Here is a 26,099-nt window from a genome sequence, read left to right on the forward strand (position 1 = left end):
GACGTGACGCGACCGTTCGAGGGCGTGAAGATCCTGGACTTCACGCAAGTGCTGGCCGGCCCCTATGCGAGCTACCAGCTCGCGCTGCTGGGCGCCGACGTCATCAAGGTCGAGCGGCGCGAGGGCGAGGACATGCGCCGCACGCCGCTCTCCCGCGAATGGGCCGAACGTGGCCTCGCGCCGGCCTTCCAGGCCATCAACGGCAACAAGCGCAGCCTGACGCTGGACTTGCAAAAGCCTGACGCGATCGCGATCGTGAAGAAGCTCGCCGCGACCGTCGACGTCGTCATGGAAAATTTCCGCCCCGGCGTGATGGACAAGCTCGGCATCGGCTATGAAGCACTCTCCGCGATCAATCCCAAGCTGATCTATTGCGCGGTGTCAGGTTTTGGCCAGACCGGCCCGGACCGCTTGCGGCCCGGCTATGACGGCAAGATGCAGGCGCTGTCGGGCATCATGGCGATCACCGGCCATCCCGAGACCGGGCCGACGCGCGCGGGTTTTGCGGTGTGCGACGTGCTCTCGGGTGCGACGGCGGCGTTCGGCGTGTCGAGCGCGCTCTACCAGCGCGACCGCACCGGCAAGGGGCAGCTGATCGACGTCTCCATGCTGGAGGCGACGATGGCGTTCCTCTCGGGCCAGATCGCGGACTGGTCGGTCGCCGGCCATCGCCAGCAGCTGTCGGGCAACCAGGCGGTGAGCCGCAGGACCACGGCGAATTTGTTCAGATGCGGCGACGGCCACATCCTGCTCGCCGTCAACAACGAGAAGCAGTATCGCGCGCTGATGACGACGCTCGGCCGCGCGGACACGCTGTCCGATCCGCGCTTCGCCGACTGGTTTTCGCGCAACGAGAACGAGCCAGCCCTGCGTGCCATCATCGAGGAGGCGCTCGCGGCAAGGCCGGCGCGCGAATGGGAGAAAATTCTCGAGGACGCCGGCGCGCCCTGCGCCAGCATCTGGAAAGTCGAGGAGGTCATCGACCATCCGCAGATTGCCGCGCGGGGTGCCATCCAGGAATTGGACACGCCCTACGGCCGCCTGCGCTTCGCCGGCAGCGGCTTCAAGCTCGCGCATGGCGGCGGACGGCTGGACCGGATGGCGCCGGAGCTGGGGGCGGATACGGATGCGGTGCTGGGTGAGCTGGGATTTGATGCTACGGAGATCGCGGCGCTCAGGGCAAGGGAGATTGTCTAAAACTCCGCAGCCGTAGGGTGGGCAAAGCGAAAGCGTGCCCACCATTGCGCGTTGAGGAGAGAGATCGTGGGCACGGCGCGTTGCGCCTTTGCCCACCCTACGGCAGCTGCGGCAGCGCAGCTAGAACAACGACCCCTGCCCGTCATCGGCCGAGCTCGCTGCAACCTTCCGCGCCGCCTTCCTCGGCTTCGGCGCCTCCGCCTCCATCTCCTCCGCACTGATCGGCAACAGCAGCTGCTCGTCGTCATTGGCGACGCGGTTGACGCGGGTGGAGACGGGGTGCCAGGCGAATTCGCCGATGCGTGGGGCCGTCATCATCGATAACACATGATCGACCTCGTCACCGCGGATCTCGAGCCAGCGCTCGAAATCGCGCGGGCTGATGGTGACGGGCACGCGGTCATGCAGCGTGGCCAGATCCTCGCCCGCCGCGGCTGTGACGATCGCGACCGTGTCGAGCTCCTCGCCGTTCGGCCCGACCCAGGTCTCGAACACCGCCGCGAAACCAAGCGGCTCGCCATCGGCGCGGTGGATGAAGAAGGGCTGCTTGCGGCCCTCGATGGTTTTCCACTCGTAATAGCCGTCGGCCGGAATCAGCCCGCGGCGGCGGCGTATAGCCTTCTTGAACGCGGGCTTCTCCAGCACCGTCTCCGAGCGGGCGTTGATCAGCAACGTGAATCCCTTGGGATCCTTGACCCAGCTCGGCAGCAGGCCCCAGCGCATCAGGCGGAAATGGCGTGCGCCATTCTCGACCAAAACGACCGGAATCGGTTGTGTCGGGGCGACATTGTACCGTGGCGGGAAATTCGGCTGCTCGATATAGCCGAACAGTTGCCGTAAAGCCGCGGGGGCTGAAGTTATGACGAAGCGTCCACACATCCTTGGGCGTCCATATAGGGTCCGTTCAGGTCCTTTTAACCCCGAACGTTAACACTGCCGCCGATGAGCTCAATGGCCTCCCAACCCGCGCGGACGCATGTACAGACGGGCCCCGAGGCCGCCGCCTGGGCCGAACGGCTGCGCGTGGCCAACATCAACCCGCGGACCGGGCTTGCCACCGACTATCTCAACCATTTCAATGAAGCCGTGATGCTGCTGGAAATGGTCCCCGACATGCCCGAATGCGCGGAAGATTTTCTGACCTGGTCGCCGCTGTCCTATGCCGAGCATTTCACCGCGTCCAATTTCAAGGCACGGGATCTCGCCATCGAGGCCTATGAGAAGGCCGATCCGAACGTGCGTGCCCAGTTCGACCACATCACCGACACCATGACCTCGATCCTGACCGCGGTCGGCTCGGCCATGCGCGAGGTCGAGAAGGATACGACCCGCGTCCGCCTCGCCGAGCAGGCCACACTCTGGGTCAAGCCGCTGATCGCGGCCTGCGGCGGCATCATCAATGGCGGCGCGGAGGCCGACGTCGACACCATCATGGCCAACTGAGCCAGGTCCTTTAAGAGCAGGTCCTTTAAGAAAATGTCGGCGGTCGTTCAGCCCACCCATCCCCAGATCGCGGTCAGTGCCGCGATTTTTCGCAACAGTAAGGTGCTGCTGACCCGCCGCGCCCGTTCGCCCGCCAAAGGCTTCTATTCGCTCCCGGGTGGCCGGGTCGAGTTCGGCGAATCGCTACACCAGGCGCTCAAGCGCGAGGTCGACGAGGAGACCGGGCTGGACATCGAGATCATCGGCCTTGCCGGCTGGCGCGAGGTGCTGCCCAGCGCGCCCGGCGCCGGGCACTACCTGATCATGTCCTTTGCCGCCCGCTGGGTGGCCAGGGAACCGGCCCTCAACGACGAGCTCGACGATTACCGCTGGATCGCCCCGGACGCCTTGGCGAGCCTGGGCGACCTCAAGCTGACCGGGGGGCTCGAGGAGGTCATCCAGTCCGCTGCGCGCCTGGTTGGCCCCTGACCGAGCCGCGAGCTCTGACACCTCTCCCGCTTGCGGGAGAGGTCGCTTCGCATCGTAGATGCGAGGCGGGTGAGGGCTTTCGCCTCTAGGGGGTTCTCGCCCGCGGAGATACCCTCTCCCCGACCCTCCCCCGCAGGCGGGGGAGGGAGCGCACCACCCGCGCGGCTCCGCCTTGCGCCCGTCGCCCCGAGGGGGCATACAGCCGCCGATGTCCACGCGATTTCTGGCCATTTTTGCCCTGCTTCTCGCCTGCGCCTCCGTGCCCGCGAGGGCCCAGGACGTGGCGGCGCCGTTTGACGCCGATTTGCAGCGGCTGGCGGAGATCCTGGGTGGCCTGCACTATCTGCGCGGCATCTGCGGCTCCAACGAGGGCAACAAATGGCGCAGCGAGATGCAGGCGCTGATCGATGCCGAAACCCCCTCCGGCGAGCGCCGCACCCGCATGATCGCCGGCTTCAACCGCGGCTATAACGGCTTCCAGCAGACCTACCGGAGCTGCACGCCGGCGGCGACGGTGGCGATCCGCCGCTATATCGAGGAAGGCTCGAAGATCTCGCGCGATCTCACGGCGCGCTACGCGAACTGAGGTCTCTCCCCTTGTCATTCCGGGGCGCGCGCAGCGCGAGCTATGGTGCGCAATTGCGCACCTGAGAATCCATCCCACCACCGACTCTGCAGCCCGATGGATTCCGGGTTCGCACTTCGTGCGTCCCGGAATGACAGTGACGGGAACCTGTCATCACTTTGTTCACAGCCGTTAACCGTTCCTAAAGATGTGCCCTAGCGGTCGTTAACACCCGTGCTACACCTCTCTCACAGCGCATCGCCGTGGATCGCGCCCCAGCCCTGACCGAGTTGCATGAGCCAGCCGATTTCCTACGCCCCCGCCCGCGCGCCGCTGCCCGATCACGAGCAGAAGCAGGCTGCCTTGAGCTATCTCAACGAGGCCTGGGCCGAGGCGCGCCATGACGGCGTCGACGGCGATTGCCTGGCGCAGGCAAGCCTGTTCGCCGCCTTCGCCGAGCTGGTCGGCACCTATGGCGAGGATGCGGTGGCGAAATTCGTCGAGGGCCTTCCTGGCCGCGTGCGCAACGGCGAATTCTCGGTCGGCGTCTCCAGGCAGTAGGCGCTACGGCTCGATTTTGAGCGTCGCTTTCATGTTGGGATGATAGCGGCAGTAATACTCGACCGTTCCCGCTTTCTTCAGGACGAACGACACCGACTTCTTCGGCGGCAGCGTCACGTCGAAATCGCCGTTCTTCGCGGTGGCGGTGTGGGCGAAGACGTCCTTGTTGATCCAGTTGATGGTGTCGCCCACCTTCGCCGACACCTCAGCCGGTGAGACCACGAGATTCTCCATCGCGATCTCGATCGTCGCGGCGTGTGCCGGGACAACCATCGACATGAAGATGGCCGCAAGCGCGATCGATGCGAGGCGTCCCGGCTTCATCTCACACGCTCCTACTTCAGCTCGGTTGCGACGTGCTCGGCGTGCTGCTGATGGCCCTGAAAGATCTTCAGGCCGGTCTGCAACAGGCTTTTGAGCTCGGCGTTGCTCGCCGACGGGATCAGCTGGGTCTCGAGCGCGCCGTTGACCGTCTTGTGGTAGGCGACCTCGTTGGCGACATAGGCCTTGTCGAAGGCTGCGCCGCTCAGCTTGTCGAGCTCGGCCAGCTTGTCGCTCGCCTGCTTCGACAGCGCCTTGCTGGTGTCGTTGTCCTCGGGCGTGACGTTCAGCTTCTTGACCAGCGCCAGCGCCTGCTTGTTGACCGTCTCATGGTCGCGCAGCATGTCGTCGGCAAACGCCTTGACGTCCTTGTTCTTGGCCTTCTTCTGCGCCTGCTTGGCCGCGTTGATGTCGATCACGCCGGCAGTGTAGGCGATGTGCGCGATCTGCGGATCGGTGAGCTTGTCGGCAGCGCGCGCGCCTTGCAGCAGCACGGGGCTGGACAACAGAATGGCTGCGGCGGCCGCCGCGCTCCAACGGATGAACATGGTTTGACACTCCTGTGCTGCCGGACGGTTTGCCGGCGTTGCGTCACAGGTGTTGGATGGACGTTTGGCGCAAACGTTCCCGAAAAATTTCAGCCGCCGATGCCGAGCCGCTTCAGCACGGCCTCCGTCAGCCGTTCGCAGCGCCAGCCGGCGAACGGGAATGCGTCCATCATCACCGGGCCGATCTCCCTCTCCACGTTCTCGCGCAGCATGGCCCGGGCGCGATGCAGCCGCGTCTTCACGGTCTCGGGCTTGACGCCGAGCAGATCGGCGGTCTCCTCGATGTTCATGCCCTCCATGACCCGCGCAACGAACACCATGCGGAAGACATCCGGCAACTCGTCGATGGCGCGTTCGACGACGCGCTGGATTTCACGTTGGGCCATGGTCCTTTCCGGATCGCCTGCGGGAGAAACGGGAAATTTGATGATCTGCGCCTCGAGCGCCGCTTCCGGCACCGCGCCAAGCTCGACATGCGGCCTGGCGCTACGCGCCCGGCCAAGCGCCTCGTTGATGGCGATGCGGGACAGCCAGGTCGACAGCCCGGATTCGCCCCTGAAGCCGTCGAGATGGGTGAAGGCGCGGACATAGGTCTCCTGCACCACGTCCTCGGCTTCGCTGTCGCTGCGCAGGATGCCGCGCGCGAGGCGGTAGAGCCTGCGGTTGTTGGCCTGCATGATCTCGCGCAGCGCGGCCTCGTCCCGGCCTCGCGCGCGGTCGATCAGTTCGGCTTCCGATGCCCTGATTTCTGGGGTTTTTGCGCCGGCGGACAGGCCGGCTGCGGTCCGTTGCATGGCGGTCACCTGCTTGTTTCGCGTCGTTCCGGACATTGGATGCAGGCCAAGGGAAAAGGTTCCCAACTTTCTTACCCTCCCCTGGAGGGTAAGACCTAATCCGTCTCGATCGGCAGGGACGGGTCCCTCGCCCATTCGCCCATCGAGGCATCGTAGAGCGTGAGCTTGTCGTAGCCGAGCTGCGTCAGCATCAGCAGGTCGATCGTCGCCGAGATTCCGCCGCCGCAATACACGATCACATTCTTGTCCCGCGTGACGCCTGCCGCGGCGAATTTCGCTTCGGCATCGGCGAGGCTCGTTAGCGTCTTGTCGGCATTGGCGAGCGTGGCCGCGGGAACGTTGACACTGCCAGGTACGCGGCCGGGCCGGCCGTAGCGGCTCGGCTCGAGTCCCCCGTGAAACTGCGGTCCGAGTGCATTGACGATCACGGTCGAGGGATCGCCGATCCGCGCCTTCACGGTGTTCTTGTCAACGAAGAAGCCCGCGCGCGGCGACGCCTTGAAGGTCGTAGCCGGATAGCCCTTTGGTGCGCCGGTCTCAATCGGCCGCCCCTCGTCCTTCCATTTGTCGAGGCCGCCGTCGAGCACGCGCGCATCGACACCGAGCGAGCGCAGCATCCACCAGAACCGCGTCGACCACATCATGCTGCCGATGCTGTAGAGCACGATGGTCTTGCTTGCATCGGCGCCGTGACGGCCGAAGGCGGCCTCGAGCTCGGGCACCTCGGCCATCATGAAGAGCGGACCTGCGGAGGTGTCGGAGAACTCGCCTTGCAGGTCGAGGAAATCGGCGCCGGGGATGTGGCCGGCCGCGAAGGTCTTGTCGCCGGGCACGGCACGATACGGCACGTCGCTGCCGGGCGGCACGGGCTCGTTGTAGGTCGTGCAATCGTAGAGGCGCAAATTGGGATCGCCGAGGATGGCGGCGAGTTGCTCGGTGGTGATGAGGGGCGTCGGTTGGGACATTGTCACCTCGCGCTGCAAAGCTGTAGCCCGGGTGAGCGTAGCGAAACCCGGGAACCTCGCAAAGTGAAAACCCGCATGTCGCTGCGCTCATGCGGGCTACGGCCCCTCCACTCGTCATTGCGAGCGTAGCGAAGCAATCCAGACTGCCGCTGCGGAGGGATTCTGGATTGCTTCGCTACGCTCGCAATGACGAGTGGGGAGGCACTATGCGTCCCCACGACACATCACGTTACTGCTTCAGCGTCTCCAGAAACCGCACCGGCTCGCCTTGCGAGGCCGTCACCAGCTCGCCCTGCCACATCACGCGGCGGCCGCGGATGAAGGTGCCGACGGGCCAGCCCGTGACGCGCACGCCGTCATACGGCGTCCAGCCGGCTTTCGACGCCACCCATTTGTTGGTGATGGTCTCGCTGCGTTTCAAATCGACCACAGTGAAATCGGCGTCGTAGCCGGCGGCGATGCGGCCCTTGCTGGCCATGTTGTAGAGGCGCGCGGGGCCGGCGCTGGTGAGATCGACCAACCTTGCGAGCGACAGGCGGCCGGCATTGACGTGATCGAGCATCAGCGGCACCAGCGTCTGCACGCCGGTCATGCCGGAGGGCGAAGCGGGATAGGTCTTCTGCTTCTCTTCCAGCGTATGCGGGGCGTGGTCGGAGCCGAGCACGTCGATGATGCCCTGCTCGATGCCGCGCCAGATGCCGGCGCGGTGATCGGCGCCGCGCACCGGCGGGTTCATCTGCGCGAGCGTGCCGAGCCGCTCGTAGCATTCGGGCGCGACCAGCGTCAGATGATGCGGCGTCGCCTCGCAGGAGGCGACGTCCTTGTGGTCGCGCAAGAATTCGATCTCTTCCTTGGTCGAGATGTGCAGTACGTGGATGCGCTTGCCGGTCTCGTGCGCGAGCTTGACCAGGCGCTGCGTCGCCATCAGCGCCGCGGTCTCGTCACGCCAGACCGGATGCGAGCGCGGATCGCCCTCGATGCGCAGCGATTTCCGATCGTTGAGGCGGTACTCGTCCTCGGCGTGGAAGGCGGCGCGGCGGCGGATCACCTGGAAGATGCGGCGCAGGCTCTCGTCGTCCTCCACCAGCAGCGCGCCGGTCGAGGAGCCGATGAACACCTTGACGCCCGCGCAGCCCGGCGCGCGTTCGAGCACCGGCAGGTCCTGCACGTTCTCGCGGGTGCCGCCGATGAAGAAGGCGAAATCGCAATGCATGCGGTGATGGGCGCGCTTCACCTTGTCGGTGAAGGTGGCTTCCGTCACGGTCAGCGGCGAGGTGTTCGGCATCTCGAACACGGCGGTGACGCCGCCCATCACGGCGCTGCGCGAGCCGGTCTCGAGGTCTTCCTTGTGCTCCAGCCCGGGCTCGCGGAAATGCACCTGCGTGTCCATCACGCCGGGCAGGATGTGCAGGCCCTTGCAGTCGATCACCTCCGCGGCGGAGCCTTGCGACAGCGCCCCCAGCGCGGCGATACGACCGCCCATGATGCCGATGTCGCGAACACCCTCGCCGTCCTGGTTGACGACGGTGCCGCCCTTCAAGATCACATCGAAACGCTGGGTCATGGGGCCTCTCTCATCCCCAAGCGCAGGGCTCGAGGTCTTGTCGTTTACGCCTTGCGGGCTTACGTTCCGGAGCAACATGTCGCAAGAGATTTTCGCATGAAATCAGCGTTTCTTCCCGACCGGGGCGTGGTCAAGGTCGCGGGCGAGGATGCGCGCAACTTCCTCAACGGCCTCATCACCACCGATGTCGACAGGCTTAAGCCGGGCCTGGGGCGATTCGGCGCGCTGCTGACGCCGCAGGGCAAGATCATCGTGGACTTTCTGATCACGGAGGTGCCCGCGGGCCATGGCGGCGGGTTCCTGATCGACTGCCCGAAGCCGCTGGCCGAGGGACTCGCCACCAAGCTGAAATTCTACAAGCTGCGCGCCAAGGTCACGGTGGAAAACCTCGATCTCGGCGTGCTCGCGGCCTGGGGCGGCCAGCCTGCGGCGCAGCCGGACCTCGCCTTCGCCGATCCGCGCAATGCCGAGCTCGGCATCCGCATACTGATCCCCGAGGATCTCAAGCAAAAGCTGTCCGACCTGATCGGCGCCGAGCTGGTCGATGCCGCCGACTACGAGGCGCATCGCATCGCGCTCGGCGTGCCGCGCGGCGGGCTCGATTTCATGTACAGCGACGCGTTTCCGCACGAGACCAACATGGACCGCCTCGCCGGCGTCGATTTCGACAAGGGCTGCTATGTCGGCCAGGAGGTCGTCTCGCGCATGCAGCATCGCGGCACCGCGCGCACCCGCAGCGTCAAGGTGCTGCTCGACGATCTCTCGCCGGAGGTCGGCGTCAGCGTCATGGCCGGGGACAAGCAAGTCGGCACCATGGGTTCGTCGGCGCAAGGCAAGGGCATTGCGCTCGTACGCATCGACCGCGTCGCCGACGCGCTCGATGCCGGTCAGCCGCTCACCGCCGGCGGCCTGCCCTTGACGCTCGCCGAGCCTGAGATCGTGCGTATTCCAACCAAGCAGCCGACCGCATGAGCCGAGCCCCCCGCCTGCATCCCGACGGAAAGACGCGCTGCCCCTGGCCCGGCGAAGATCCGCTCTATGTCGCCTATCACGACACCGAATGGGGTGTGCCGGAGTATGACGATCGCGCGCTCTACGAGAAACTGATCCTCGACGGTTTTCAGGCCGGCCTGTCCTGGATCACGATCCTGCGCAAGCGCGACAATTTCCGCAAAGCCTTCGACGATTTCCAGCCGGAAAAGATCGCGCGCTACAACGAGAAGAAAGTTCATGCGCTGATGCAGGACGTCGGCATCGTGCGCAACCGCGCCAAGATCGAAGGCACGATCCTGAGCGCGAAGTCGTATCTCGACATCATGGAGAAGGGCGCGGGCTTCTCGAAGCTGTTGTGGGACTTCATGGACGGACGGCCCAAGGTCAACCATTTCAAGACCACCGCGAGCGTGCCGGCCTCGACGCCGCTGTCGGTGCAGATCTCGAAAGAGCTGTCCTCACGCGGCTTCAAGTTCGTCGGCCCGACCATCGTCTACGCCTTCATGCAGGCGACCGGCATGGTCAACGACCATCTCGTCGACTGCCATTGCCACGCGACCTGCGGCAAGACGCAGCGCAAGCCGCGCCTCAAGGCCAAATGACCGCGAAGAAGACGGCGCGCGATGCGCAATCCCGCGCCTGGCAGCGCATGCTGTCGGGCCGGCGGCTCGACCTGCTCGATCCCTCGCCGCTCGATGTCGAGATCGCCGACATCGCGCATGGGCTGGCACGCGTGGCGCGCTGGAACGGGCAGACGACAGGCGCGCACATCTTCTCGGTCGCGCAGCACACGCTGCTGGTGGAGACCGTGATGCGGCACGAGATGCCGCGCGTCGACCAGCGCATGCGGCTCGCGGCGCTGCTGCACGATGCGCCCGAATATGTCATCGGCGACATGATCTCGCCGTTCAAGGCCGTGCTCGACGGGCATTACAAGGCTGTGGAGAAGCGCCTGCTCGGCGCCATCCACATCCGCTTCGGCCTGCCGCCGGTGCTGCCGGACGAGATCACGCAGGCGATCAAGGCCGCCGATCGCGGCGCGGCTTATCTCGAGGCGACCGAGCTTGCCGGCTTCAGCGAAAGCGAAGCCAGGCGCCTGTTCGGCAAGGACCCAGGCCTCTCCGACGGCGTCCGGCGCGACTATCTCACGCCCTGGACCGCGGCGCGGGCCGAGAAGCAGTTTCTGGAGCGGTTCGGCGCGGTGTTTGCGTAAGTCATTGTCTTGGTTTGGTGGCGCCTGTAACTCCGGTGTCGTCCCTGCGAAAGCAGGGACCCATAACCACAGGAAACGGTTGCGGCGCAAAACTGGCAACCACGAGTCTTCGCAAAACTCAATCCTGTGGTTATGGGTCCCGGATCTGCGCGCGCTTTAGGCGCGCTTGTCCGGGACGACGAAAGTAGATGCAGGGACACCATGGGCTTCGCTTTGCCCACCCTACGGCCGCGGCTATAATCAAGAAAAAGGTCCACCATGATCCACGTCTGTTCCCTCGCCGCGCTTCCCGAAACCGTTCGCCTCACCAAGGCCAGCCATGTGCTGACGGTGATGGCCAATGTCGAGCAGGTCGCGCGTCCGGTGTCGGTGCTGCCGGCCAACCATCTCAAGGTGTCGATGGACGACATCACCGAGGAGATGGACGGTTTCGTCGCGCCGTCGGAGGCGCATATCGACCAGGTGCTGGCTTTCGTGCGCGGCTGGGACCGCGCTGCGCCGCTGGTGGTGCATTGCTATGCCGGCATCAGCCGCTCCACAGCGAGCGCGTTTGCGGCCGTGTGCGCGCTCAATCCCGAGCGCGACGAGATCGAGATCGCCAGGAAGATCCGCGCGGCTTCGCCGATCGCCTCGCCGAACCGGCGCATCGTCAGCCTCGCCGACCGCGCGCTCGGGCGCAACGGCCGCATGCTGCGCGCGCTCGACGAGATGGGCCCGGGCGCGATGATGGTCGAAAGCCGCCCCTTCGTGATCGAGCTCGCATGAGGCGAGAGTCGAATAGCAGCCGCGCCAGGACTGCGCCCCTTCTAATGCCCGGATGCATCCGCATCGTCATGGCTGGGCATGACGTGCCACCACCCGCGATCATCATCGCATGAGCGACAAGCTGCTGACGCCGATCGAGATCGGGCTGACTGCGGCGATCGTCGCGATCGCGGATCATGAGCCGCTGGTCCTCACCGCGCGCGGCAGCGACGGGCTGGCCGGACTGCCGTTCGGGCCGTTCGACGCGCTCAGCCACCGCACCTTCGAGATCGGCTTGCGCGCCTGGGTCGAGGAACAGGCGGCCTTGCGGCTCGGCTATGTCGAGCAGCTCTACACCTTCGGCGACCGCGGCCGCCATGCCGAGGCCGGCGACACCGGCGCGCATATGGTGTCGATCGGCTATCTCGCGCTGACGCGCGCGGTGGACGGCGAGCTTGCTGCGACCGGCGCGAGCTTCGAGCCCTGGTATCGCTTCTTCCCCTGGGAGGATTGGCGCGAGCAGCCGCCCGCGATCATCGCCCGCGACATCATCCCGGCGCTCGCCAAATGGGCCGAGGAAGAGACGCCGGAGACCACGCGCGCATTGCCGCGAAAAGATCGCGTGCGGTTCTATTTCGGCCTCGACGGCGCGCCCTGGGACGAGGAGCGCGTGCTCGACCGCTACGAGCTGCTGTACGAGGCTGGCCTGATCGAGGAGGCACGGCGCGACGGCCGCCCTGCGGCATTAGCGCGCAAGGCGCTGCCCGCGCTCGGCACTTCCATGCGGTTCGACCACCGCCGGATTCTCGCCACGGCAATCGCGCGGCTGCGCGCGAAATTGAAGTATCGCCCTGTGGTGTTTGAACTTTTGCCCGCCGAGTTCACACTTACGGAATTGCAGCATACGGTGGAGGCGATCTCCGGCCGGCACCTGCACAAGCAGAATTTCCGCCGCCTGGTCGAAACCGAAGCCCTGGTCGAACCGACCGGCGTGATGTCGACACAGACCGGCGGACGGCCGGCAGCGCTCTACCGCTTCCGCCGCGAGGTGCTCCAGGAGCGGCCCGCGCCGGGCTTGCGCGTCCGCTCCCGGCGCTAGGGCATGATCCGGAAAAGTGCGTAGCGGTTTTCCGAGAAGATCATGCTGAGATTCGTGTGATCGGCCCCTGCGCGCCGGTTGCCAGGAGGCTTTATGTTCGACGGCCCGTTTGACGTCTTCGCGCTGATCATTGCGATCATCGCCTTCCTGATCGCGATCAAGGCTTCCAGCCAGGCGACCGAGCTGCGCCGCCGGCTGAGCTCGCTCGAAGAGAAATTTTATGCGCAGCGGCAGGTGCAGCAGCCGCCGCCGCTCCTGCCCGCCCAAGTGCAGCCCGAGGCGCCCGCGACGGCTGCCGCCGCCGAACCGCCGCCGCTTGCGCCGGAAGCCGAGGCGGCGCCGCCTCCGCTCGTCACCGAAGAGGCCTCGCCGCCGTCGCTCGAAGCGAGCACCGCCGGCGATGCACCGCCGCCGTTGCCCACACCGGCGCCTGTTTCCAGAGAACCTGGCTTCGAGGAACGGCTCGGCACGCGCTGGGTGGTGTGGATCGGCGGCCTTGCGCTCGCGCTCGGCGGCTTCTTCATGGTGCGCTATTCGATCGAGGCCGGCCTGGTCGGCCCCGGCGTGCGCGTGTTCCTCGGCGGCCTGTTCGCAGCCGCGCTGCTCGCGGCCGGCGAATGGACGCGGCGCAAGGAGAGCATCTCCAACATCGCGGCGCTGCCGATCGCCAACATCCCCGCCATCCTCACCGCGGCGGGAACGGCGGTGGCGTTTGCCACCATCTACGCCGCCTACGCGCTCTACGGCTTCCTCGTGCCCGCAACCGCCTTCGTGCTGCTCGGCATCGTCGCGATGGGCACGCTCGCCGCCGCACTGCTGCATGGCCCTGCGCTCGCCGGGCTCGGCGTGGTCGGCGCGTTCGTAACGCCGCTCCTCGTCTCCAGCGGCAAGCCGGACTATTGGGCGCTCTACATTTATCTCGCGATCGTCACCGCCGCGAGCTTTGGTCTCGCCCGCATCCGGCTGTGGCGCTGGCTTGCGGTGACGACCATCGTCTTCGCCGTGCTCTGGGTCTTCCCGGGGCTCGACACCAGCGATCTGCAGGTCGCGCCGCACGCTTTCCATGTCATCGCCGGCTTCGTGCTCGCCGCACTGCTCGTGGTCTGCGGCTTCATGTTCGGACCGACCATCGAGGACGGCGAGATCGAGCCGGTGTCGTCGAGCTCGCTCGGCGCCTATCTGTTCGGCGCGATGCTGATCGTGCTGTCGAGCGCGCATGCGGACCTTGCGCTGATCGCGTTCACGCTGCTTATCGGCGGCACGCTGTTCGTCGCCTGGCGGGCGCCGGCGGCGACCGGCGCGCTGGGCGCAGCCGCTGCGACCGTCTTCATCGTCTTCGCGGAATGGGCGGTGCGCGCCAATCCGGATATGCTGGTGCTGCCGGGCGGCCCGATGCCCGGCGTCGGACCGGTCGCGACCGACAGCTCCGTGACGCTGCATCTGGTGATGGCCGCGATCTTCGCCGCCGGCTTCGGCGTCGCGGGCTTTCTCGCGCAGGGCCGCTCTAATTCGGCGATCATTCCGATGGTGTGGTCGGCGGCTGGCGTCGCGACGCCGATCGCGATCCTGGTTGCGCTCTATGCGCGCATCGCCCATCTCGACCGCTCCATTCCGTTCGCGATCCTCGCAGTGCTGCTCGCTGCTGCCTTCGGCGCCGCGACCGAAGCGCTGATGCGTCGCGAAGAACGACCGGGCGTGGCAACCTCGATCGCACTATTCGCGACCGGCACGCTCGGCGCGCTGGCGCTGGCGCTGACCTTCGCGCTGGAGAAGGGCTGGCTCACCATTGCGCTCGCACTGATGTCGCTTGGCACCGCCTGGATCTCGTTGCAGCGGCCAATTCCAGTGCTGCGCCGGTTAGCTGCGATCTTCGCCGCGATCGTCACCGCACGCATCGCCTATGATCCGCGCATCGTCGGCGATGCCGTCGGCACGACGCCGATCTTCAACTGGCTGCTCTGGGGTTACGGCCTGCCGGCGGCCTCGTTCTGGGGTGCGAGCATCTTCCTGCGCCGCCACGGCGATGACGCCCCGCTGCGCGTGGTCGAGGCGGCCGCGATCCTGTTCACCGCGCTGCTCGCCTTCATGGAGATCCGTCACCTTGCGACCGGCGGCGACATGATCTCGCCGCCGTCACTGCTCGAATTCGCGCTGCAGGTCTGCGTCGCGCTCGCGATGGCCATCGGCCTGGAACGGCTGCGGCTGCGCAGCGGCAGCATCGTGCACAATGTCGGCGCGGTCGTGCTCACCGTGATCGCCGGCCTCATCAGCCTGTTCGGCCTCTTCATCCTGGAGAACCCGCTGATCTGGCGCATCGACGTCGGCGGCGCGGTGTTCAACCTGCTGCTGCTCGGCTACGCGCTGCCGGCGGTGCTGATGCTGCTGCTCTCTTATGCCGTGGTCGGCGCGCGCGGCAAGGTCTACGCCAACACCATCGCAGGCGGTGCGCTGCTGTTCGCGCTCGCCTATGTCACGCTGGAGATCCGCCGCTTCTATCACGGCCCGATCCTCTCCACGGGACCGACCACGGGCGCCGAGCAATACACCTATTCGATCGGCTGGCTCGCCTTCGGCGTGGTGCTGCTCGGTGTCGGCATCCTCGTCAACTCCGAGCGCGCGCGGCTGGCCTCCGCCGTCGTGATCGCGCTGACGATCCTGAAGGCCTTCGTGATCGACATGTCGACGCTGACGGGTGTCTACCGCGCACTGTCGTTCATGTGCCTCGGTATCGTGCTGGTGGCGATCGGCTGGCTCTACCAGCGCATCCTGTTCCGGCGGCAGGTCACATCGCCGCCGGCTCCGCAAACGAGCCCGTAGAGCTCCAGGGGAGGTGCCCACCTCTCCCCAGCGGGGAGAGGTCGGATTGCGCCGGGCGATGCGGAGCATCGTCCCCAGCAATCCGGGTGAGGGGCCGCAGCGCATCGTGAGACTGTAACCCCTCACCCGGATCGCATCTTCGATGCGATCCGACCTCTCCCTACGGGAGAGGTGAATAACGACCGTGTGCGACGTCTAGGCCGCGCGGACCGATTCCAGGAACTGCGCGACCTCGACCTTGAGGCGCGTGCTGTCCGTCGCCAGCGACTTCGCCGCCGACAGCACCTCGACCGAGGCCTCGCCGGTCTCGATCGCGCCGCGCTGCACGTCGGTGATGTTCGAGGAAACCTCCTGCGTGCCGACCGAGGCCTGCTGGACGTTGCGCGAGATCTCCTGTGTCGCCGCACCCTGCTCCTCGACGGCCGCGGCGATCGCCGCAGACACTTCGGACAGCCGCTCGATGGTGTCGCCGATCTCCTGGATGGCGGTGACGGATTCCTGCGTCGCGGCCTGGATGCCGGAGACCTGCGCCCCGATCTCGCCGGTGGCCTTCGCGGTCTGCTCGGCCAGGGCCTTGACCTCGGAGGCGACGACGGCGAAGCCGCGGCCGGCTTCGCCGGCGCGCGCGGCCTCGATGGTGGCGTTCAGCGCCAAGAGATTGGTCTGGCCCGCGATGGTGTTGATGAGCTCGACGACGTCGCCGATGCGGGAGGCCGCCTGCGACAGCGCATTGACGCGCTCGTTGGTGCGCGCCGCCTGCTCGACCGCTTCCGCCGCCATCCGCGCCGAATCCTGCACGCGCCGGCTGATCTCGGTGATTGAGGACGACAGCTCTTCAGAGGCGGAGGCCACCGCCTGGACGTTGGTGGAGGCTTCCTCGGACGCGGCGGCAACCACGGTTGCCAGCTCCTGCCCGCGCTGCGCGGTGCTGGTCAGCGTCGAGGCCGAGGCCTCGAGCTCGGTCGAGGCGGAGGACACGGTGCCGACGACCTCGCCGATCATGGCCTCGAACCTGCCGGTGATGGCGTCGACGCGGCGGCCGCGTTCGATCTTGGCTTCGGCATCGGCCGCGGCAGCCTCGTCGGCGGCCTTCTTGGCGATCAGGGCTTCCTTGAAGATCTGGAGCGCATCCGCCATCGAGCCGATCTCGGTCTTCTCGCCGCGATGCGGCACCTCGGCCGAAAGGTCGCCCTCGCCGAGCGACTGCATCGGCTTGATGATCGAAGCAATGCCACGCGAGACATCGCGCACGAGATAATAGGCGGCGCTGATCGCGATCACGACCGAAAGCACGATGATGCCGACCAGCACGCGGAAAATCATGGCGTAGCTGTCGGCCGCCTGCTTCGTCTCCAGCTCGGCGCCGCGATTGTTGAGCTCGATGCCCTTCTGAAGCAGCGGGTCGGCCGCCTGTGCCATCTTCGCGACCTTGGTCTGCAGCATCTCGTTGGCCTCAGTCGGGAACTTGCCGACGCTCTTGCGCGACAGCGCCATCACCTCCTGCACGCCGTTCAGATACTCGCCCCAGGCCGTGGCCCATTGCTGATAGAGCGAGCGCTCTTCCGATGAGGTGATCAGGGGCTCGTAGACCTTGCGGGTCTGCTCGATGCGGTCGCGCAGCGAAGCGAGGCGCTTCTCGGCGGCCTCCTTGCCCTCGGCGCTCTCCTGCATCAGGTGCAGCCGCAGCGCGACGCGCAGCTCGTTGATGTCGGCCCGGAGCGAGCCGAGCGCACGCACGCTCGGCAGCCAGCTTTCCGCGATCTCGACGGTATGGGCGTTGATGTTCTGCATCGTGCCGATCGCCGTCACGCCGACGCCGGCGAGCGAGAGCACGAGGACCGACAGCACGGTCAGAAGCTTGAACACGATCGACAACTTCGACATCACCACACCCGCTGATACCAGGCAACGCACAAGTCACCCGCGCCGCAATCGTCGCATCGGACGATAGGGCCGGCTTCCTTCCAACAATGCTGGCTGGTTCTTATCCGGTAAGATAGCGCCCATAATTGCAAACAGGCGTTAACAAGAACCTAGTGGAACTACTGGTTCACCGATTCTCGATACTTAACGTCCACGCAATCATTTTGCGGTTGCGGCGGCATCCCGCTGCACACGCGAATGTGCCTCACGTGAGGCCGTGCATCATCCAAGCTGCAACCGGTTCGTATGAAGGCGACAACGGCCGCGCAAGCAAGCGCGGCCGTCGGAGCTACTCCCTGCCCGGCGACGCCTGGATCAGGCCGCGCGCACTGTCTCGAGAAATCTCCCGACCTCGAGCTTGAGACGGTTGCTGTCGCCCGACAGCATCTGCGCGGCGGACAGCACCTGCGAGGAGGCCGAACCGGTCTCGCTCGCACCGCGCTGCACGTCGGTGATGTTGGACGAGACCTGATGCGTGCCCTGCGCGGCCTGCTGCACGTTGCGGGAGATTTCCTGCGTCGCCGCGCCCTGCTCTTCGACCGCCGCCGCGATGGTCGAGGAGATCTCGGACAGCTTTTCGATGGTATCGCTGATGTCCTTGATGGCACCGACCGATTCCTGCGTCGCGGCCTGGATGCTGGAGATCTGCTGACCGATCTCGCCGGTGGCCTTCGCGGTCTGCTCGGCGAGCGCCTTGACCTCGGAGGCGACGACCGCAAACCCCTTGCCGGCCTCGCCGGCGCGCGCCGCCTCGATCGTGGCATTGAGCGCCAGAAGATTGGTCTGGCCCGCGATCGTGTTGATCAGCTCGACGACATCGCCGATACGTGTCGCCGCCTTGGACAGTTCGCTGACGCGTTCGGTCGTGGTGCGAGCCTGGCCGACGGCTTCGCTCGCGACACGCGCGGATTCCTGCACCTGGCGGCTGATCTCCGTGATCGAGGACGACAGTTCCTCGGTGGCGGAGGCCACCGACTGCACGTTGGTGGAGGCTTCTTCCGAAGCGGCCGCAACCACAGTGGTCAACTGTTGCGTACGCTCTGCGGTCGAGGTGAGCGTCGTGGCGGACGCTTCGAGCTCGGTCGAGGCCGACGATACCGTGCCGACGATTTCGCCGACAGCGCCCTCGAAACTGTCGGCGAGCCTGCGCATCTCCGCTTTGCGTTGCTCGGCTGCGATCTGATCCTGCCGCATCTTGGCTTCCGCTTCCGCGCGCGCTTTCTGCTCGGACACGACCTTGAATTTCTCGACGGCACCGGCGACCTCGCCGACCTCGTCCTTGCGGCCGAGCCCGGGCAGCACCACCGAGAAATCGCCACCGGCGAGCTTCTCCATCGCCAGCGTCAGCGCACGCATGGGCCGCGCGATGCTGAAGACCGAGAAGATGCACGCGCCGACAAGAACCAGCGCGACCAGCACACCGACGACGAGCGAGGTCCGCGCAACCGACGCCGCCTCCGCTTCAGCCTCGGCACGGGCCTCAAGGCTTCTCTGCTTGGCGAACTCGGTGATCTGGTTCGACAGATCCGAAATCTCTTCGTTGATCGGCGCCAGCGTCCCCTTGCGGACGCGATCGATCTCGGCCGCGAGCTTTGCAAATTGCGTCGCCGCCTCGCCGTCCTTCTTGCCCTCGAGCGCGAGCTCCTGCTTGCGGATGGCTTCGATCTGCTGCGCGCCTTTGCCGAAATCGCCGATCAGCACCGTCAGTCGATCGATCCGCTTGCGGTTCTCGGGGGAGCGCGAGAGCTTCGCCATCTCACCGGCGAATTTCAGGGCCGCCGTCTGGCGGTCGTTGAAATAGGTGACTGCTTTCTGCATCTCGGCCGGCGAGGATGAGGTCAGGATGTCGCGAATGCCGATCTGCATGCCGCGGACCGAAGCCTTCGCTTCGGCGGCGTTCTGCGCGATCGCCTGCTGTCCGGCCGCGCTCATGCCGAGCTTCTGAACCTCGGCGTCGCCACTCCTCTGAAGGAAAATCATCAGCGCGACGAGCCCGATGGTCAGCGCGGAGGTGACGGCGAGCTTGGTGCCAATTCGCAGATTTTGAATGAAGGACATCGATACTCCCGGCTACGCATGGCCGCGCGGACGCGCGTGAACAGTCGGGAAAAACTAGCAGAGAGGTTCCTCATTAACGTTAAACGGGGCGCACCGCGGGGTAGGTAGAAATACTGAAAACGCTGCTTAAGTTGCCGGACTTACGCACTTTTCGCGTGCAGCGAATCTGCACTTCGCGAATTTGCATGCCTTGGCGTTCGTTAACGCCTGTCGCGCTATTCGCGGTCGTCAGCCCACCTTCTCGCCGACGAGGCTGACGCGGAAGACCGGCTTCTTGTTCTCGTCGAGCAGCTCCATGCGCCACTCGGCATTCGGCTTCAGGCCGCGCGCGATGCCGCCGAGTAGATTGGCGCAGACCTCGGTCATCTCGGTCCAGGCGGCCGCCCGGTCCTCGAACTCGTACGGCTGGTCGGCGGCGCCGGAATAGCGGCCGGTGCTGATGCGAAAGAAATACAGCGACATGTAGAACCCTTGCGCCCCCCGGCCCTGCGCAAACTGGGACACGACTAGCTACCAACGCATGAAAACCGCCGTCCGTATGATTACGGCGCAGCGGCTTCGTGCTCGATGCGGCTCTTCAAGGACAAAGTAGGCGGCGGGATCCCGCGGCCAGCTCACTGGGTCGAGCGGCGCAGCTCCAGCGGGGCGTCGTTCCTGGCGGGTTCGGCCTTCACCGGCTCGAGCCGGCCGCTCTCGACACGCGGCGTCTCGACCCGCGCGGCGACCTCGGTGTTGGAGGCGCCGACCGATCCGGTGCGCTCGGAGCGCAGCGAGCGCGGACGCGCCGCGGCACGCGCCATCAGCATCTGGTTGCCGCCCTGGTGATGGAAGTCGCAATAGGCGAAGCCCATGCCAGACACCGAGCCGCGGAAGCTGCGCTCGTCGGTCTTTTCCAGGTTGAAACAGGGCTCGAACGGGATGCCCTTGATCGAGGCGCAGACGTTCTGGCCGCGGATCTGGAGCGTGTTGCCGGGCAGGCGGAGATGTTTCACCGGGCCAGAGCCCGAGAACTGCACGGCCCCGGCGGCGCCGAGATCGTCGAGAATGCGGCCTGCGCCGCGCGTGCCGTCGAAACAGGTGAAGGCGAACACCTTGCCAGCCACAAAGCGGCGTGCCTCGTCGGCATTCATGCTACCTGCAATGGCCGGCGCAAACGTCGCTGCCGCCGTGACCGCCCCCAACACAATACGCGCAAGCATGCTCAACTCCGAACCAACCCCCGCAGCGGGCGATGCCTTATCTCTTTACCCGCTGCTTACCATACTAACCAAGGCAACATTGAAGCAGCTTGGTTGGTAAAGTCTGAACGCCGTTAGACAATTTTTACCACGACGCGACCGCGGACCTGGCCGGCCAGGATTTTCGCGCCCCATTCCGGAACTTCGCCGAGCGAAATTTCCTGAGTGATTTCAGATAGTTTCGTCCGATCCAGATCCGACGCGAGACGCTGCCAGGCGGCCTTCCGCGGCTCAATCGGGCACATCACGGAATCGATGCCGAGAAGGCACACTCCGCGCAAAATGAAGGGTGCGACGGAAGACGGCAGGTCCATGCCGGCCGCCAAGCCGCAGGCCGCGATCGCCCCGCCGTATTTCGTCATCGACAGGAGATTCGCGAGCGTCGTCGAGCCAACGCTGTCGACGCCGCCCGCCCAGCGCTCCTTGGCCAGGGGTTTTGCCGCCGCCGACAACTCATTCCGGTCGATCACCTCGGCGGCGCCAATCTCTTTCAGGTAATCCGCTTCCGAGGCGCGGCCGGTCGAGGCGATGACGTGATAGCCGAGCTTCGACAGCACGGCCGTTGCGACCGAGCCGACGCCCCCTGCGGCGCCCGTCACCACCACGGGTCCGCTCTTTGGCGACAGGCCGTGCTTCTCCAGCGCCAGCACCGAGAGCATCGCGGTGAAGCCCGCGGTGCCGATCGCCATGGCGTCGCGCGCCGAGAGCCCTTGCGGCAACGCGACCAGCCAGTCGCCCTTCACCCGCGCCTTCTCGGCATAGGCGCCGAGATGGGTCTCGCCCATGCCCCAGCCGGTGCAGACCACCTTGTCGCCCGCCTTCCACTGCGGATGCGAGGAGGCTTCGACCGTGCCGGCGAAGTCGATGCCGGCGATCATCGGGAAGCGGCGCACCACCGGTGCCTTGCCGGTGAGCGCGAGACCGTCCTTGTAGTTCAAGGTCGACCATTCCACGCGGACGGTGACATCGCCATCCATCAGCTCGGCTTCGTCGAACTGCGCGAGCTGTGCGGTGGTGCCCTTGTCCGCCTTGTCGATCCGGATCGCCTTGAATGTGGCCACGGCTGAACTCCCTGACTTGTTTGTCGGGATTGTTTAGCCGATCAGGCAGGCTGCGCAACCACCCGCTGAACCGGTTTCTCCACGATCGGAAGATTGATCAGCGCCGAAAGCACGCCAAACAGGATCGAGAGCCACCAGATCGGCGTGTAGGAACCGAACTTCTCGAACACGATGCCGCCCAGCCAGACGCCGAGGAAGCCGCCGACCTGATGGCTGACGAACGCAAAGCCATAGAGCGTCGCGAGCCAGCGCGTGCCGAACATCAGGGCCACCAGCGCCGAGGTCGGCGGCACTGTCGACAGCCAGGTCAGACCGGAAACCGCGCCGAATGCGATCGCCGAGAACGGCGTGATCGGGAACGAGATGAAGGCGAGCGTCGCGAGCGCGCGGGTGAAATAGATGGTCGAGAGGATGTAGCGCTTGGGCAAGCTGTTCTGGAGATAGCCGACGCTGAGCGATCCCATGATGTTGAACAGGCCGATCGCCGCGATCACCCAGCCGCCGGTTTGCGTCGAGATGCCGCGATCGACCAGGAACGCCGGCAGATGCACGGTGATGAAGGCGAGCTGGAAGCCGCAGGTGAAGAAGCCGAGCACCAGCAGCACATAGGAACGATGGCCAAACGCTTCGGCGAGCGCCTTCGTAAAGGTCTGCTCGTCCGCGGGCGCCGCATTTGCCGTGCTCGTGACTGGCGGCGTCGACAGCGCCAGCGACAACGGGATGATCAGCAGCATCAGGAAGCCGAACACGGAGAGCGCCTGCTGCCAGCCGAAATTGTCGATCAGCGCGACACCGATCGGCGCGAACAGGAACTGGCCGAACGAGCCCGCCGCGGTGCCGGCGCCAAGCGCGAGGCCGCGCTTCTCCGCCGGCAGCAGTTTTGTGAACGCCGACAGCACCAGGTTGAACGAGCAGCCGGCAAGTCCGAAGCCGATCATGACGCCGGCGCCGATGTTGAGCGACAGCGGCGTCGAGGAATAGCGCATCAGCAAGAGGCCGCCGGCATAGAGCAGCGCGCCCACGCACATCACCCGAAACAGGCCGAAGCGATCGGCGACCGCGCCGGCGAAGGGCTGGCCCAATCCCCAGAGAAGATTCTGCACGGCGATGGCGAGGCCGAACACGTCGCGGCCCCAGGCAAATTCGTGGCTCATCGGCTGCACGAAGAAGCCGAGCGCCGAGCGCGGGCCGAAGCCGAGCATGCCGATGGCGCAGCCGCAGAGAATGATGATCGCCGGCGTGCGCCAGGAGGAACGGGAGGCCGGACCGAGCTCGCCCACTTGTGTCGACATGCACTTCCTCATGTGTCGTTGGCGGATCCGGAATAGGCAGCCGCGCCATAGCGTTTAATGCAGGTGCATGAAAATCCCAAGTCAAAAACGATTGCGTTCCACGAAGGGCTGCTGTGGGAGCATTGCGTTTCTTCGCGGGCTCGCCCGACGCGCGAGCCCGACTTAACGGGAATGTGTGCGGCTTGCCCTAGCGGCCGGCCGCTGGGCGTGTTATCTTCGATTTACTCAAGTTGAGTATATGTGAGCTCTGGCGAAGCGCCCCGGCCCTCTCGGCCGGATTTCTCAGGCTGTATATATACTCATATAGAGCATAATTAGCATACACGGGAGGCTTTGATGCCGATCACTGGAATTTACGGCCCCGACGATCTCGCAGGCCGGCCGCAGGGCCAAACCACCATCGCTCCCCGCGCCGCGCCGGGGCGCACGGGGCCTGCGCTGCCGATGCCCTCGCTGGAATGGACGGATGAGGTCGAGCGCGCCACCGCCCCGCTCTCCGAGCGCCTGAAGCACGTGATCCCGCCGATCGAGTGGCCGCTGATGGCGCCGACGATCCACGCGATCAACGAGCTGAAGGCGGCGCGCGGCGCGGTGATCCTCGCGCACAACTACCAGGCGCCGGAGATCTTCCACTGCGTCGCCGACATCGGCGGCGACTCGCTCCAGCTCGCGGTCGAAGCCACCAAGGTGAAGGCCGGCATCATCGTCCAGTGCGGCGTGCACTTCATGGCGGAGACGTCAAAGCTGCTCAACCCGGACAAGACGGTGCTGATCCCGGATTCGCGCGCCGGGTGCTCGCTCGCCGCCAGCATCACCGGCGCCGACGTGCGGCTGTTGCGCGAAAAATTCCCTGGCGTGCCCGTCGTCGCCTATGTCAACACCTCGGCGGAAGTGAAGGCCGAGGTCGATATCTGCTGCACCTCGTCCAATGCGGTGCAGGTGGTGGAGAGCCTCAACGCGCCGACCGTGATCTTCCTGCCCGACCGCTACCTCGCGACCTACGTGGCCTCGAAGACCGACGTGAAGATCATCGCCTGGAAGGGCGCGTGCGAGGTGCATGAGCGTTTCAAGGGCGAAGAGCTGCGCGCGTTTCGCGAGGCCGACCCGTCGGTGCAGATCATCGCGCACCCCGAGTGCCCGCCGGATGTGCTGGCGGAAGCCGACTTCACCGGCTCGACCGCGCACATGATCAACTGGGTGCGCGAGCGGCGGCCTCGGCGCCTCGTGATGATCACGGAATGCTCGATGGCCGACAATGTCCGCGCCGAGCTGCCCGATGTGGAGATGCTGCGCCCCTGCAATCTCTGCCCGCACATGAAGCGCATCACCCTCGCCAACATCCTGGAGAGCCTGCTGACGCTGCGCGAGGAGGTCACAATCGATCCCGCGCTCGCAGAGCGAGCTCGGCGTTCGGTCGAGCGGATGATCAATCTGAAGAACTGAAGGCGAGAAGCAGCAACACCCACGGTGTCGTCCCGGACAAGCGAAGCGCAGATCCGGGACCCATAACCACGGGGAGACGTGGTTGCGAAGAACGACGTTGCAGAGCTTCGCAAGACAACTTCCGCCGCGGAGTATGGGTCCCTGCTTTCGCAGGGACGACAGCGAAGCAAGAGGAACAACCATGACAAACATCCACAATCTCACCCGCACCACCGACGACGTCGTCATCGTCGGCGGCGGCCTTGCCGGATTGTTCTGCGCGCTCAAGCTCGCGCCGCGGCCGGTGACCTTGATCTCGGCAGCGCCGCTTGGCCAAGGCGCATCCTCTGCATGGGCGCAAGGCGGCATCGCCGCGGCGGTGGCCGAGGGCGATACGCCGGAAGCGCATGCCGCCGACACCATTGCCGTCGGCGGCGGCATCGTCGACGAGGCCGTCGCGCTCGGCATCGCGCGTGAAGCGGCGCCGCGAATCCACGATCTGCTCGCCTATGGCGTGCCGTTCGATCGCGACCTCGAAGGCCGGCTCGCCGTCGGTCGGGAAGCCGCGCATTCCGCGCGGCGCATCGTGCATGTGCGCGGCGACGGCGCCGGCGCGGCGATCATCGCGGCCTTGAGTGAGGCCGTGCGCTGCACACCCTCGATCCGGCCGATCGAAGGTTTTGTCGCCGAGGCACTGTTGACTGAGGACGGCGCGGTCACCGGCCTTCAATTGCGCGAGGCCGGCAATCCCGCCGCGCGGCCGGTCATGCTCGCCTCGCGTGCGGTCGTGCTCGCCACCGGGGGCATCGGCCATCTCTATGCCGTCACCACCAATCCGGTCGAGGCCAACGGCTCCGGCCTTGCGATCGCCGCGCGCGCCGGCGCGGTCATCGCCGACCCCGAATTCGTGCAGTTCCACCCGACCGCCATCATGGTGGGGCGCGATCCCGCGCCGCTCGCAACCGAAGCGCTGCGCGGCGAAGGCGCGATATTGATCAACGGCGATGGCGAGCGCTTCATGCTCGCCCATCATCCGCTCGCCGAGCTCGCGCCCCGCGACATCGTGGCCCGCGGCGTGTTCGCGGAGATCGCGGCCGGGCGCGGCGCCTTCCTCGACGCGCGGACGGCGCTCGGCGCGCGCTTCGCCGAAAAGTTTCCGACCGTGCACGCAAGCTGCATCGCCGCCGGCATCGATCCCGCGACGCAAGCCATCCCGATCGCGCCGGCCGCGCACTACCACATGGGCGGCATCGCGGTCGATGCATGCGGGCGCAGCTCGATCGACGGGCTCTGGGCGGGCGGCGAGGTGTCGTCCACCGGCGCGCATGGCGCCAACCGCCTCGCCTCGAACTCGCTGCTCGAAGCCGTGGTCTATGCCGCGCGCATCGCCGACGACATCGCCGGCCGCCCGATCCCCTCGCCGGCCCGGCTTCCGGATGCGCTGGTGACACAACGCAGCAGCAGCGCGGACGAAGCCAGCGTGACGCGGCTGCGGGCGATGATGAGCGCGCATGTCGGCGTGATCCGCGATGGTGACGGGCTCGCGGAGGCCGTGCGCAGCTTCGCCGCACTGGAACACGAGGCGACTAGCATCACCGTCCGCAACATGGCAACAACGGCCCTGCTCGTCGCGGCTTCCGCCTGGACCCGACGCGAGAGCCGCGGCGCACATTTCCGCTTCGACCATCCGGCGGATGTTCCCGCGCTGGCACAGCGGACGATGACGACGCTCACAGCGGCACGCGAAGTCGCGGAAAGCCTGAGCGAACGTCCGCTGCCGCGCACCGCCCAACCCATGATCGCCTGAAGGAAG

25 protein-coding genes are annotated in these 26,099 nt (G+C 66.1%); 13 read left to right on the forward strand and 12 right to left on the reverse strand.

Annotated features, from left to right (window positions below):
* Positions 1-3: 3 nt before the first annotated feature.
* Positions 4-1,197, forward strand: coding sequence for a CoA transferase (locus QA642_RS36615; RefSeq protein ID WP_283081238.1), 1,194 nt, complete (start codon positions 4-6; stop codon positions 1,195-1,197).
* A gap of 120 nt (positions 1,198-1,317) precedes the next feature.
* Here the strand turns inward: QA642_RS36615 and QA642_RS36620 are convergent, their stop codons facing one another.
* On the reverse strand, positions 1,318-2,076 hold the full coding sequence (locus QA642_RS36620; RefSeq protein ID WP_283081239.1) for an SOS response-associated peptidase: 759 nt from the start codon (positions 2,074-2,076) through the stop codon (positions 1,318-1,320).
* Positions 2,077-2,139: 63 nt separating this feature from the next.
* Here QA642_RS36620 and QA642_RS36625 point away from each other — a divergent pair, with 63 nt between their 5' ends.
* From QA642_RS36625 to QA642_RS36640, 4 genes are all read left to right on the forward strand, one after another.
* A complete protein-coding gene (locus QA642_RS36625; protein WP_028158159.1) occupies positions 2,140-2,640 on the forward strand; it encodes a hypothetical protein in 501 nt (166 codons plus the stop codon).
* 33 nt (positions 2,641-2,673) lie between these two features.
* Complete coding sequence (locus tag QA642_RS36630; protein ID WP_283081240.1) at positions 2,674-3,108, forward strand: NUDIX hydrolase; 435 nt, start codon at positions 2,674-2,676, stop codon at positions 3,106-3,108.
* 208 nt (positions 3,109-3,316) lie between these two features.
* Positions 3,317-3,694, forward strand: a complete 378-nt coding sequence (locus QA642_RS36635; RefSeq protein ID WP_283081241.1) for a TIGR02301 family protein — start codon at positions 3,317-3,319, stop codon at positions 3,692-3,694.
* A 273-nt stretch (positions 3,695-3,967) separates the two neighbouring features.
* Entirely contained in the window at positions 3,968-4,234 is a 267-nt protein-coding gene (locus QA642_RS36640; RefSeq protein WP_235539844.1) for a hypothetical protein, read from the forward strand.
* Positions 4,235-4,237: 3 nt separating this feature from the next.
* On the opposite strand, the gene QA642_RS36645 is transcribed toward QA642_RS36640, so the two are convergent.
* The 5 genes from QA642_RS36645 to QA642_RS36665 form a co-directional block, all read right to left on the reverse strand.
* Complete coding sequence (locus QA642_RS36645; RefSeq protein WP_283081242.1) at positions 4,238-4,558, reverse strand: cupredoxin domain-containing protein; 321 nt, start codon at positions 4,556-4,558, stop codon at positions 4,238-4,240.
* An 11-nt stretch (positions 4,559-4,569) separates the two neighbouring features.
* The gene (locus QA642_RS36650; protein WP_283081243.1) at positions 4,570-5,103 is read right to left on the reverse strand and encodes a DUF4142 domain-containing protein; all 534 of its coding nucleotides are present in this window, start codon (positions 5,101-5,103) and stop codon (positions 4,570-4,572) included.
* A gap of 89 nt (positions 5,104-5,192) precedes the next feature.
* A complete protein-coding gene (locus QA642_RS36655; protein ID WP_283081244.1) occupies positions 5,193-5,897 on the reverse strand; it encodes an RNA polymerase sigma factor in 705 nt (234 codons plus the stop codon).
* A 95-nt stretch (positions 5,898-5,992) separates the two neighbouring features.
* Positions 5,993-6,862: a sulfurtransferase gene (locus QA642_RS36660; protein WP_283081245.1), complete on the reverse strand. Its 870-nt coding sequence runs from the start codon at positions 6,860-6,862 to the stop codon at positions 5,993-5,995.
* Positions 6,863-7,091: 229 nt separating this feature from the next.
* Positions 7,092-8,426 (reverse strand): dihydroorotase, encoded by a 1,335-nt coding sequence (locus tag QA642_RS36665; RefSeq protein WP_283081246.1) that lies wholly within the window; start codon positions 8,424-8,426, stop codon positions 7,092-7,094.
* Between the two features lie 96 nt (positions 8,427-8,522).
* Here QA642_RS36665 and QA642_RS36670 point away from each other — a divergent pair, with 96 nt between their 5' ends.
* From QA642_RS36670 to QA642_RS36695, 6 genes are all read left to right on the forward strand, one after another.
* Entirely contained in the window at positions 8,523-9,398 is an 876-nt protein-coding gene (locus QA642_RS36670) for a folate-binding protein (RefSeq protein ID WP_283081247.1), read from the forward strand.
* A complete protein-coding gene (locus tag QA642_RS36675; protein WP_283081248.1) occupies positions 9,395-10,021 on the forward strand; it encodes a DNA-3-methyladenine glycosylase I in 627 nt (208 codons plus the stop codon). The genes QA642_RS36670 and QA642_RS36675 overlap by 4 nt, the downstream gene beginning before the upstream one ends.
* Positions 10,018-10,632, forward strand: a complete 615-nt coding sequence (locus tag QA642_RS36680; protein WP_283081249.1) for an HD family hydrolase — start codon at positions 10,018-10,020, stop codon at positions 10,630-10,632. Before QA642_RS36675 ends, QA642_RS36680 begins: the two co-directional genes overlap by 4 nt.
* A gap of 258 nt (positions 10,633-10,890) precedes the next feature.
* Entirely contained in the window at positions 10,891-11,397 is a 507-nt protein-coding gene (locus QA642_RS36685; protein ID WP_283081250.1) for a protein tyrosine phosphatase, read from the forward strand.
* 109 nt (positions 11,398-11,506) lie between these two features.
* The gene (locus tag QA642_RS36690; RefSeq protein WP_283081251.1) at positions 11,507-12,475 is read left to right on the forward strand and encodes an NAD regulator; all 969 of its coding nucleotides are present in this window, start codon (positions 11,507-11,509) and stop codon (positions 12,473-12,475) included.
* A gap of 93 nt (positions 12,476-12,568) precedes the next feature.
* On the forward strand, positions 12,569-15,292 hold the full coding sequence (locus QA642_RS36695; RefSeq protein ID WP_283081252.1) for a DUF2339 domain-containing protein: 2,724 nt from the start codon (positions 12,569-12,571) through the stop codon (positions 15,290-15,292).
* Between the two features lie 195 nt (positions 15,293-15,487).
* On the opposite strand, the gene QA642_RS36700 is transcribed toward QA642_RS36695, so the two are convergent.
* The 6 genes from QA642_RS36700 to QA642_RS36725 form a co-directional block, all read right to left on the reverse strand.
* Positions 15,488-17,176: a methyl-accepting chemotaxis protein gene (locus QA642_RS36700; RefSeq protein ID WP_283081253.1), complete on the reverse strand. Its 1,689-nt coding sequence runs from the start codon at positions 17,174-17,176 to the stop codon at positions 15,488-15,490.
* A gap of 354 nt (positions 17,177-17,530) precedes the next feature.
* Entirely contained in the window at positions 17,531-19,273 is a 1,743-nt protein-coding gene (locus QA642_RS36705) for a HAMP domain-containing methyl-accepting chemotaxis protein (protein ID WP_283081254.1), read from the reverse strand.
* Between the two features lie 228 nt (positions 19,274-19,501).
* Positions 19,502-19,735 carry a hypothetical protein gene (locus QA642_RS36710; protein WP_283087055.1) on the reverse strand — a complete coding sequence of 78 codons (234 nt, stop codon included), beginning with the start codon at positions 19,733-19,735 and terminating at the stop codon, positions 19,502-19,504.
* A 152-nt stretch (positions 19,736-19,887) separates the two neighbouring features.
* Positions 19,888-20,472, reverse strand: a complete 585-nt coding sequence (locus tag QA642_RS36715) for a hypothetical protein (protein ID WP_283081255.1) — start codon at positions 20,470-20,472, stop codon at positions 19,888-19,890.
* 113 nt (positions 20,473-20,585) lie between these two features.
* Positions 20,586-21,572, reverse strand: coding sequence for an MDR family oxidoreductase (locus QA642_RS36720; RefSeq protein WP_283081256.1), 987 nt, complete (start codon positions 21,570-21,572; stop codon positions 20,586-20,588).
* A gap of 41 nt (positions 21,573-21,613) precedes the next feature.
* On the reverse strand, positions 21,614-22,864 hold the full coding sequence (locus QA642_RS36725) for an MFS transporter (RefSeq protein ID WP_283081257.1): 1,251 nt from the start codon (positions 22,862-22,864) through the stop codon (positions 21,614-21,616).
* Positions 22,865-23,200: 336 nt separating this feature from the next.
* Here QA642_RS36725 and nadA point away from each other — a divergent pair, with 336 nt between their 5' ends.
* Both nadA and QA642_RS36735 read left to right on the forward strand, forming a co-directional pair.
* Positions 23,201-24,307: a quinolinate synthase NadA gene (nadA, locus tag QA642_RS36730; protein ID WP_283081258.1), complete on the forward strand. Its 1,107-nt coding sequence runs from the start codon at positions 23,201-23,203 to the stop codon at positions 24,305-24,307.
* Positions 24,308-24,488: 181 nt separating this feature from the next.
* Entirely contained in the window at positions 24,489-26,093 is a 1,605-nt protein-coding gene (locus QA642_RS36735) for an L-aspartate oxidase (protein ID WP_283081259.1), read from the forward strand.
* Positions 26,094-26,099: the final 6 nt, after the last annotated feature.

This window comes from Bradyrhizobium sp. CB2312 (assembly GCF_029714425.1).
GTDB lineage: Bacteria > Pseudomonadota > Alphaproteobacteria > Rhizobiales > Xanthobacteraceae > Bradyrhizobium.

Bases quoted from the DNA above. Each gene is read 5' to 3' on its own strand.
- QA642_RS36620 (WP_283081239.1), bottom strand. From the start codon at position 2,076: ATGTGTGGACGCTTCGTCATAACTTCAGCCCCCGCGGCTTTACGGCAA.
- QA642_RS36625 (WP_028158159.1), top strand. From the start codon at position 2,140: ATGAGCTCAATGGCCTCCCAACCCGCGCGGACGCATGTACAGACGGGC.
- QA642_RS36640 (WP_235539844.1), top strand. From the start codon at position 3,968: ATGAGCCAGCCGATTTCCTACGCCCCCGCCCGCGCGCCGCTGCCCGAT.
- QA642_RS36645 (WP_283081242.1), bottom strand. From the start codon at position 4,558: ATGAAGCCGGGACGCCTCGCATCGATCGCGCTTGCGGCCATCTTCATG.
- QA642_RS36665 (WP_283081246.1), bottom strand. From the start codon at position 8,426: ATGACCCAGCGTTTCGATGTGATCTTGAAGGGCGGCACCGTCGTCAAC.
- QA642_RS36630 (WP_283081240.1), top strand. From the start codon at position 2,674: ATGTCGGCGGTCGTTCAGCCCACCCATCCCCAGATCGCGGTCAGTGCC.
- QA642_RS36670 (WP_283081247.1), top strand. From the start codon at position 8,523: ATGAAATCAGCGTTTCTTCCCGACCGGGGCGTGGTCAAGGTCGCGGGC.
- QA642_RS36710 (WP_283087055.1), bottom strand. From the start codon at position 19,735: ATGTCGCTGTATTTCTTTCGCATCAGCACCGGCCGCTATTCCGGCGCC.
- QA642_RS36675 (WP_283081248.1), top strand. From the start codon at position 9,395: ATGAGCCGAGCCCCCCGCCTGCATCCCGACGGAAAGACGCGCTGCCCC.
- nadA (WP_283081258.1), top strand. From the start codon at position 23,201: ATGCCGATCACTGGAATTTACGGCCCCGACGATCTCGCAGGCCGGCCG.
- QA642_RS36735 (WP_283081259.1), top strand. From the start codon at position 24,489: ATGACAAACATCCACAATCTCACCCGCACCACCGACGACGTCGTCATC.
- QA642_RS36690 (WP_283081251.1), top strand. From the start codon at position 11,507: ATGAGCGACAAGCTGCTGACGCCGATCGAGATCGGGCTGACTGCGGCG.
- QA642_RS36705 (WP_283081254.1), bottom strand. From the start codon at position 19,273: ATGTCCTTCATTCAAAATCTGCGAATTGGCACCAAGCTCGCCGTCACC.
- QA642_RS36680 (WP_283081249.1), top strand. From the start codon at position 10,018: ATGACCGCGAAGAAGACGGCGCGCGATGCGCAATCCCGCGCCTGGCAG.
- QA642_RS36695 (WP_283081252.1), top strand. From the start codon at position 12,569: ATGTTCGACGGCCCGTTTGACGTCTTCGCGCTGATCATTGCGATCATC.
- QA642_RS36685 (WP_283081250.1), top strand. From the start codon at position 10,891: ATGATCCACGTCTGTTCCCTCGCCGCGCTTCCCGAAACCGTTCGCCTC.
- QA642_RS36655 (WP_283081244.1), bottom strand. From the start codon at position 5,897: ATGCAACGGACCGCAGCCGGCCTGTCCGCCGGCGCAAAAACCCCAGAA.
- QA642_RS36700 (WP_283081253.1), bottom strand. From the start codon at position 17,176: ATGTCGAAGTTGTCGATCGTGTTCAAGCTTCTGACCGTGCTGTCGGTC.
- QA642_RS36725 (WP_283081257.1), bottom strand. From the start codon at position 22,864: ATGTCGACACAAGTGGGCGAGCTCGGTCCGGCCTCCCGTTCCTCCTGG.
- QA642_RS36660 (WP_283081245.1), bottom strand. From the start codon at position 6,862: ATGTCCCAACCGACGCCCCTCATCACCACCGAGCAACTCGCCGCCATC.
- QA642_RS36715 (WP_283081255.1), bottom strand. From the start codon at position 20,472: ATGCTTGCGCGTATTGTGTTGGGGGCGGTCACGGCGGCAGCGACGTTT.
- QA642_RS36650 (WP_283081243.1), bottom strand. From the start codon at position 5,103: ATGTTCATCCGTTGGAGCGCGGCGGCCGCCGCAGCCATTCTGTTGTCC.
- QA642_RS36635 (WP_283081241.1), top strand. From the start codon at position 3,317: ATGTCCACGCGATTTCTGGCCATTTTTGCCCTGCTTCTCGCCTGCGCC.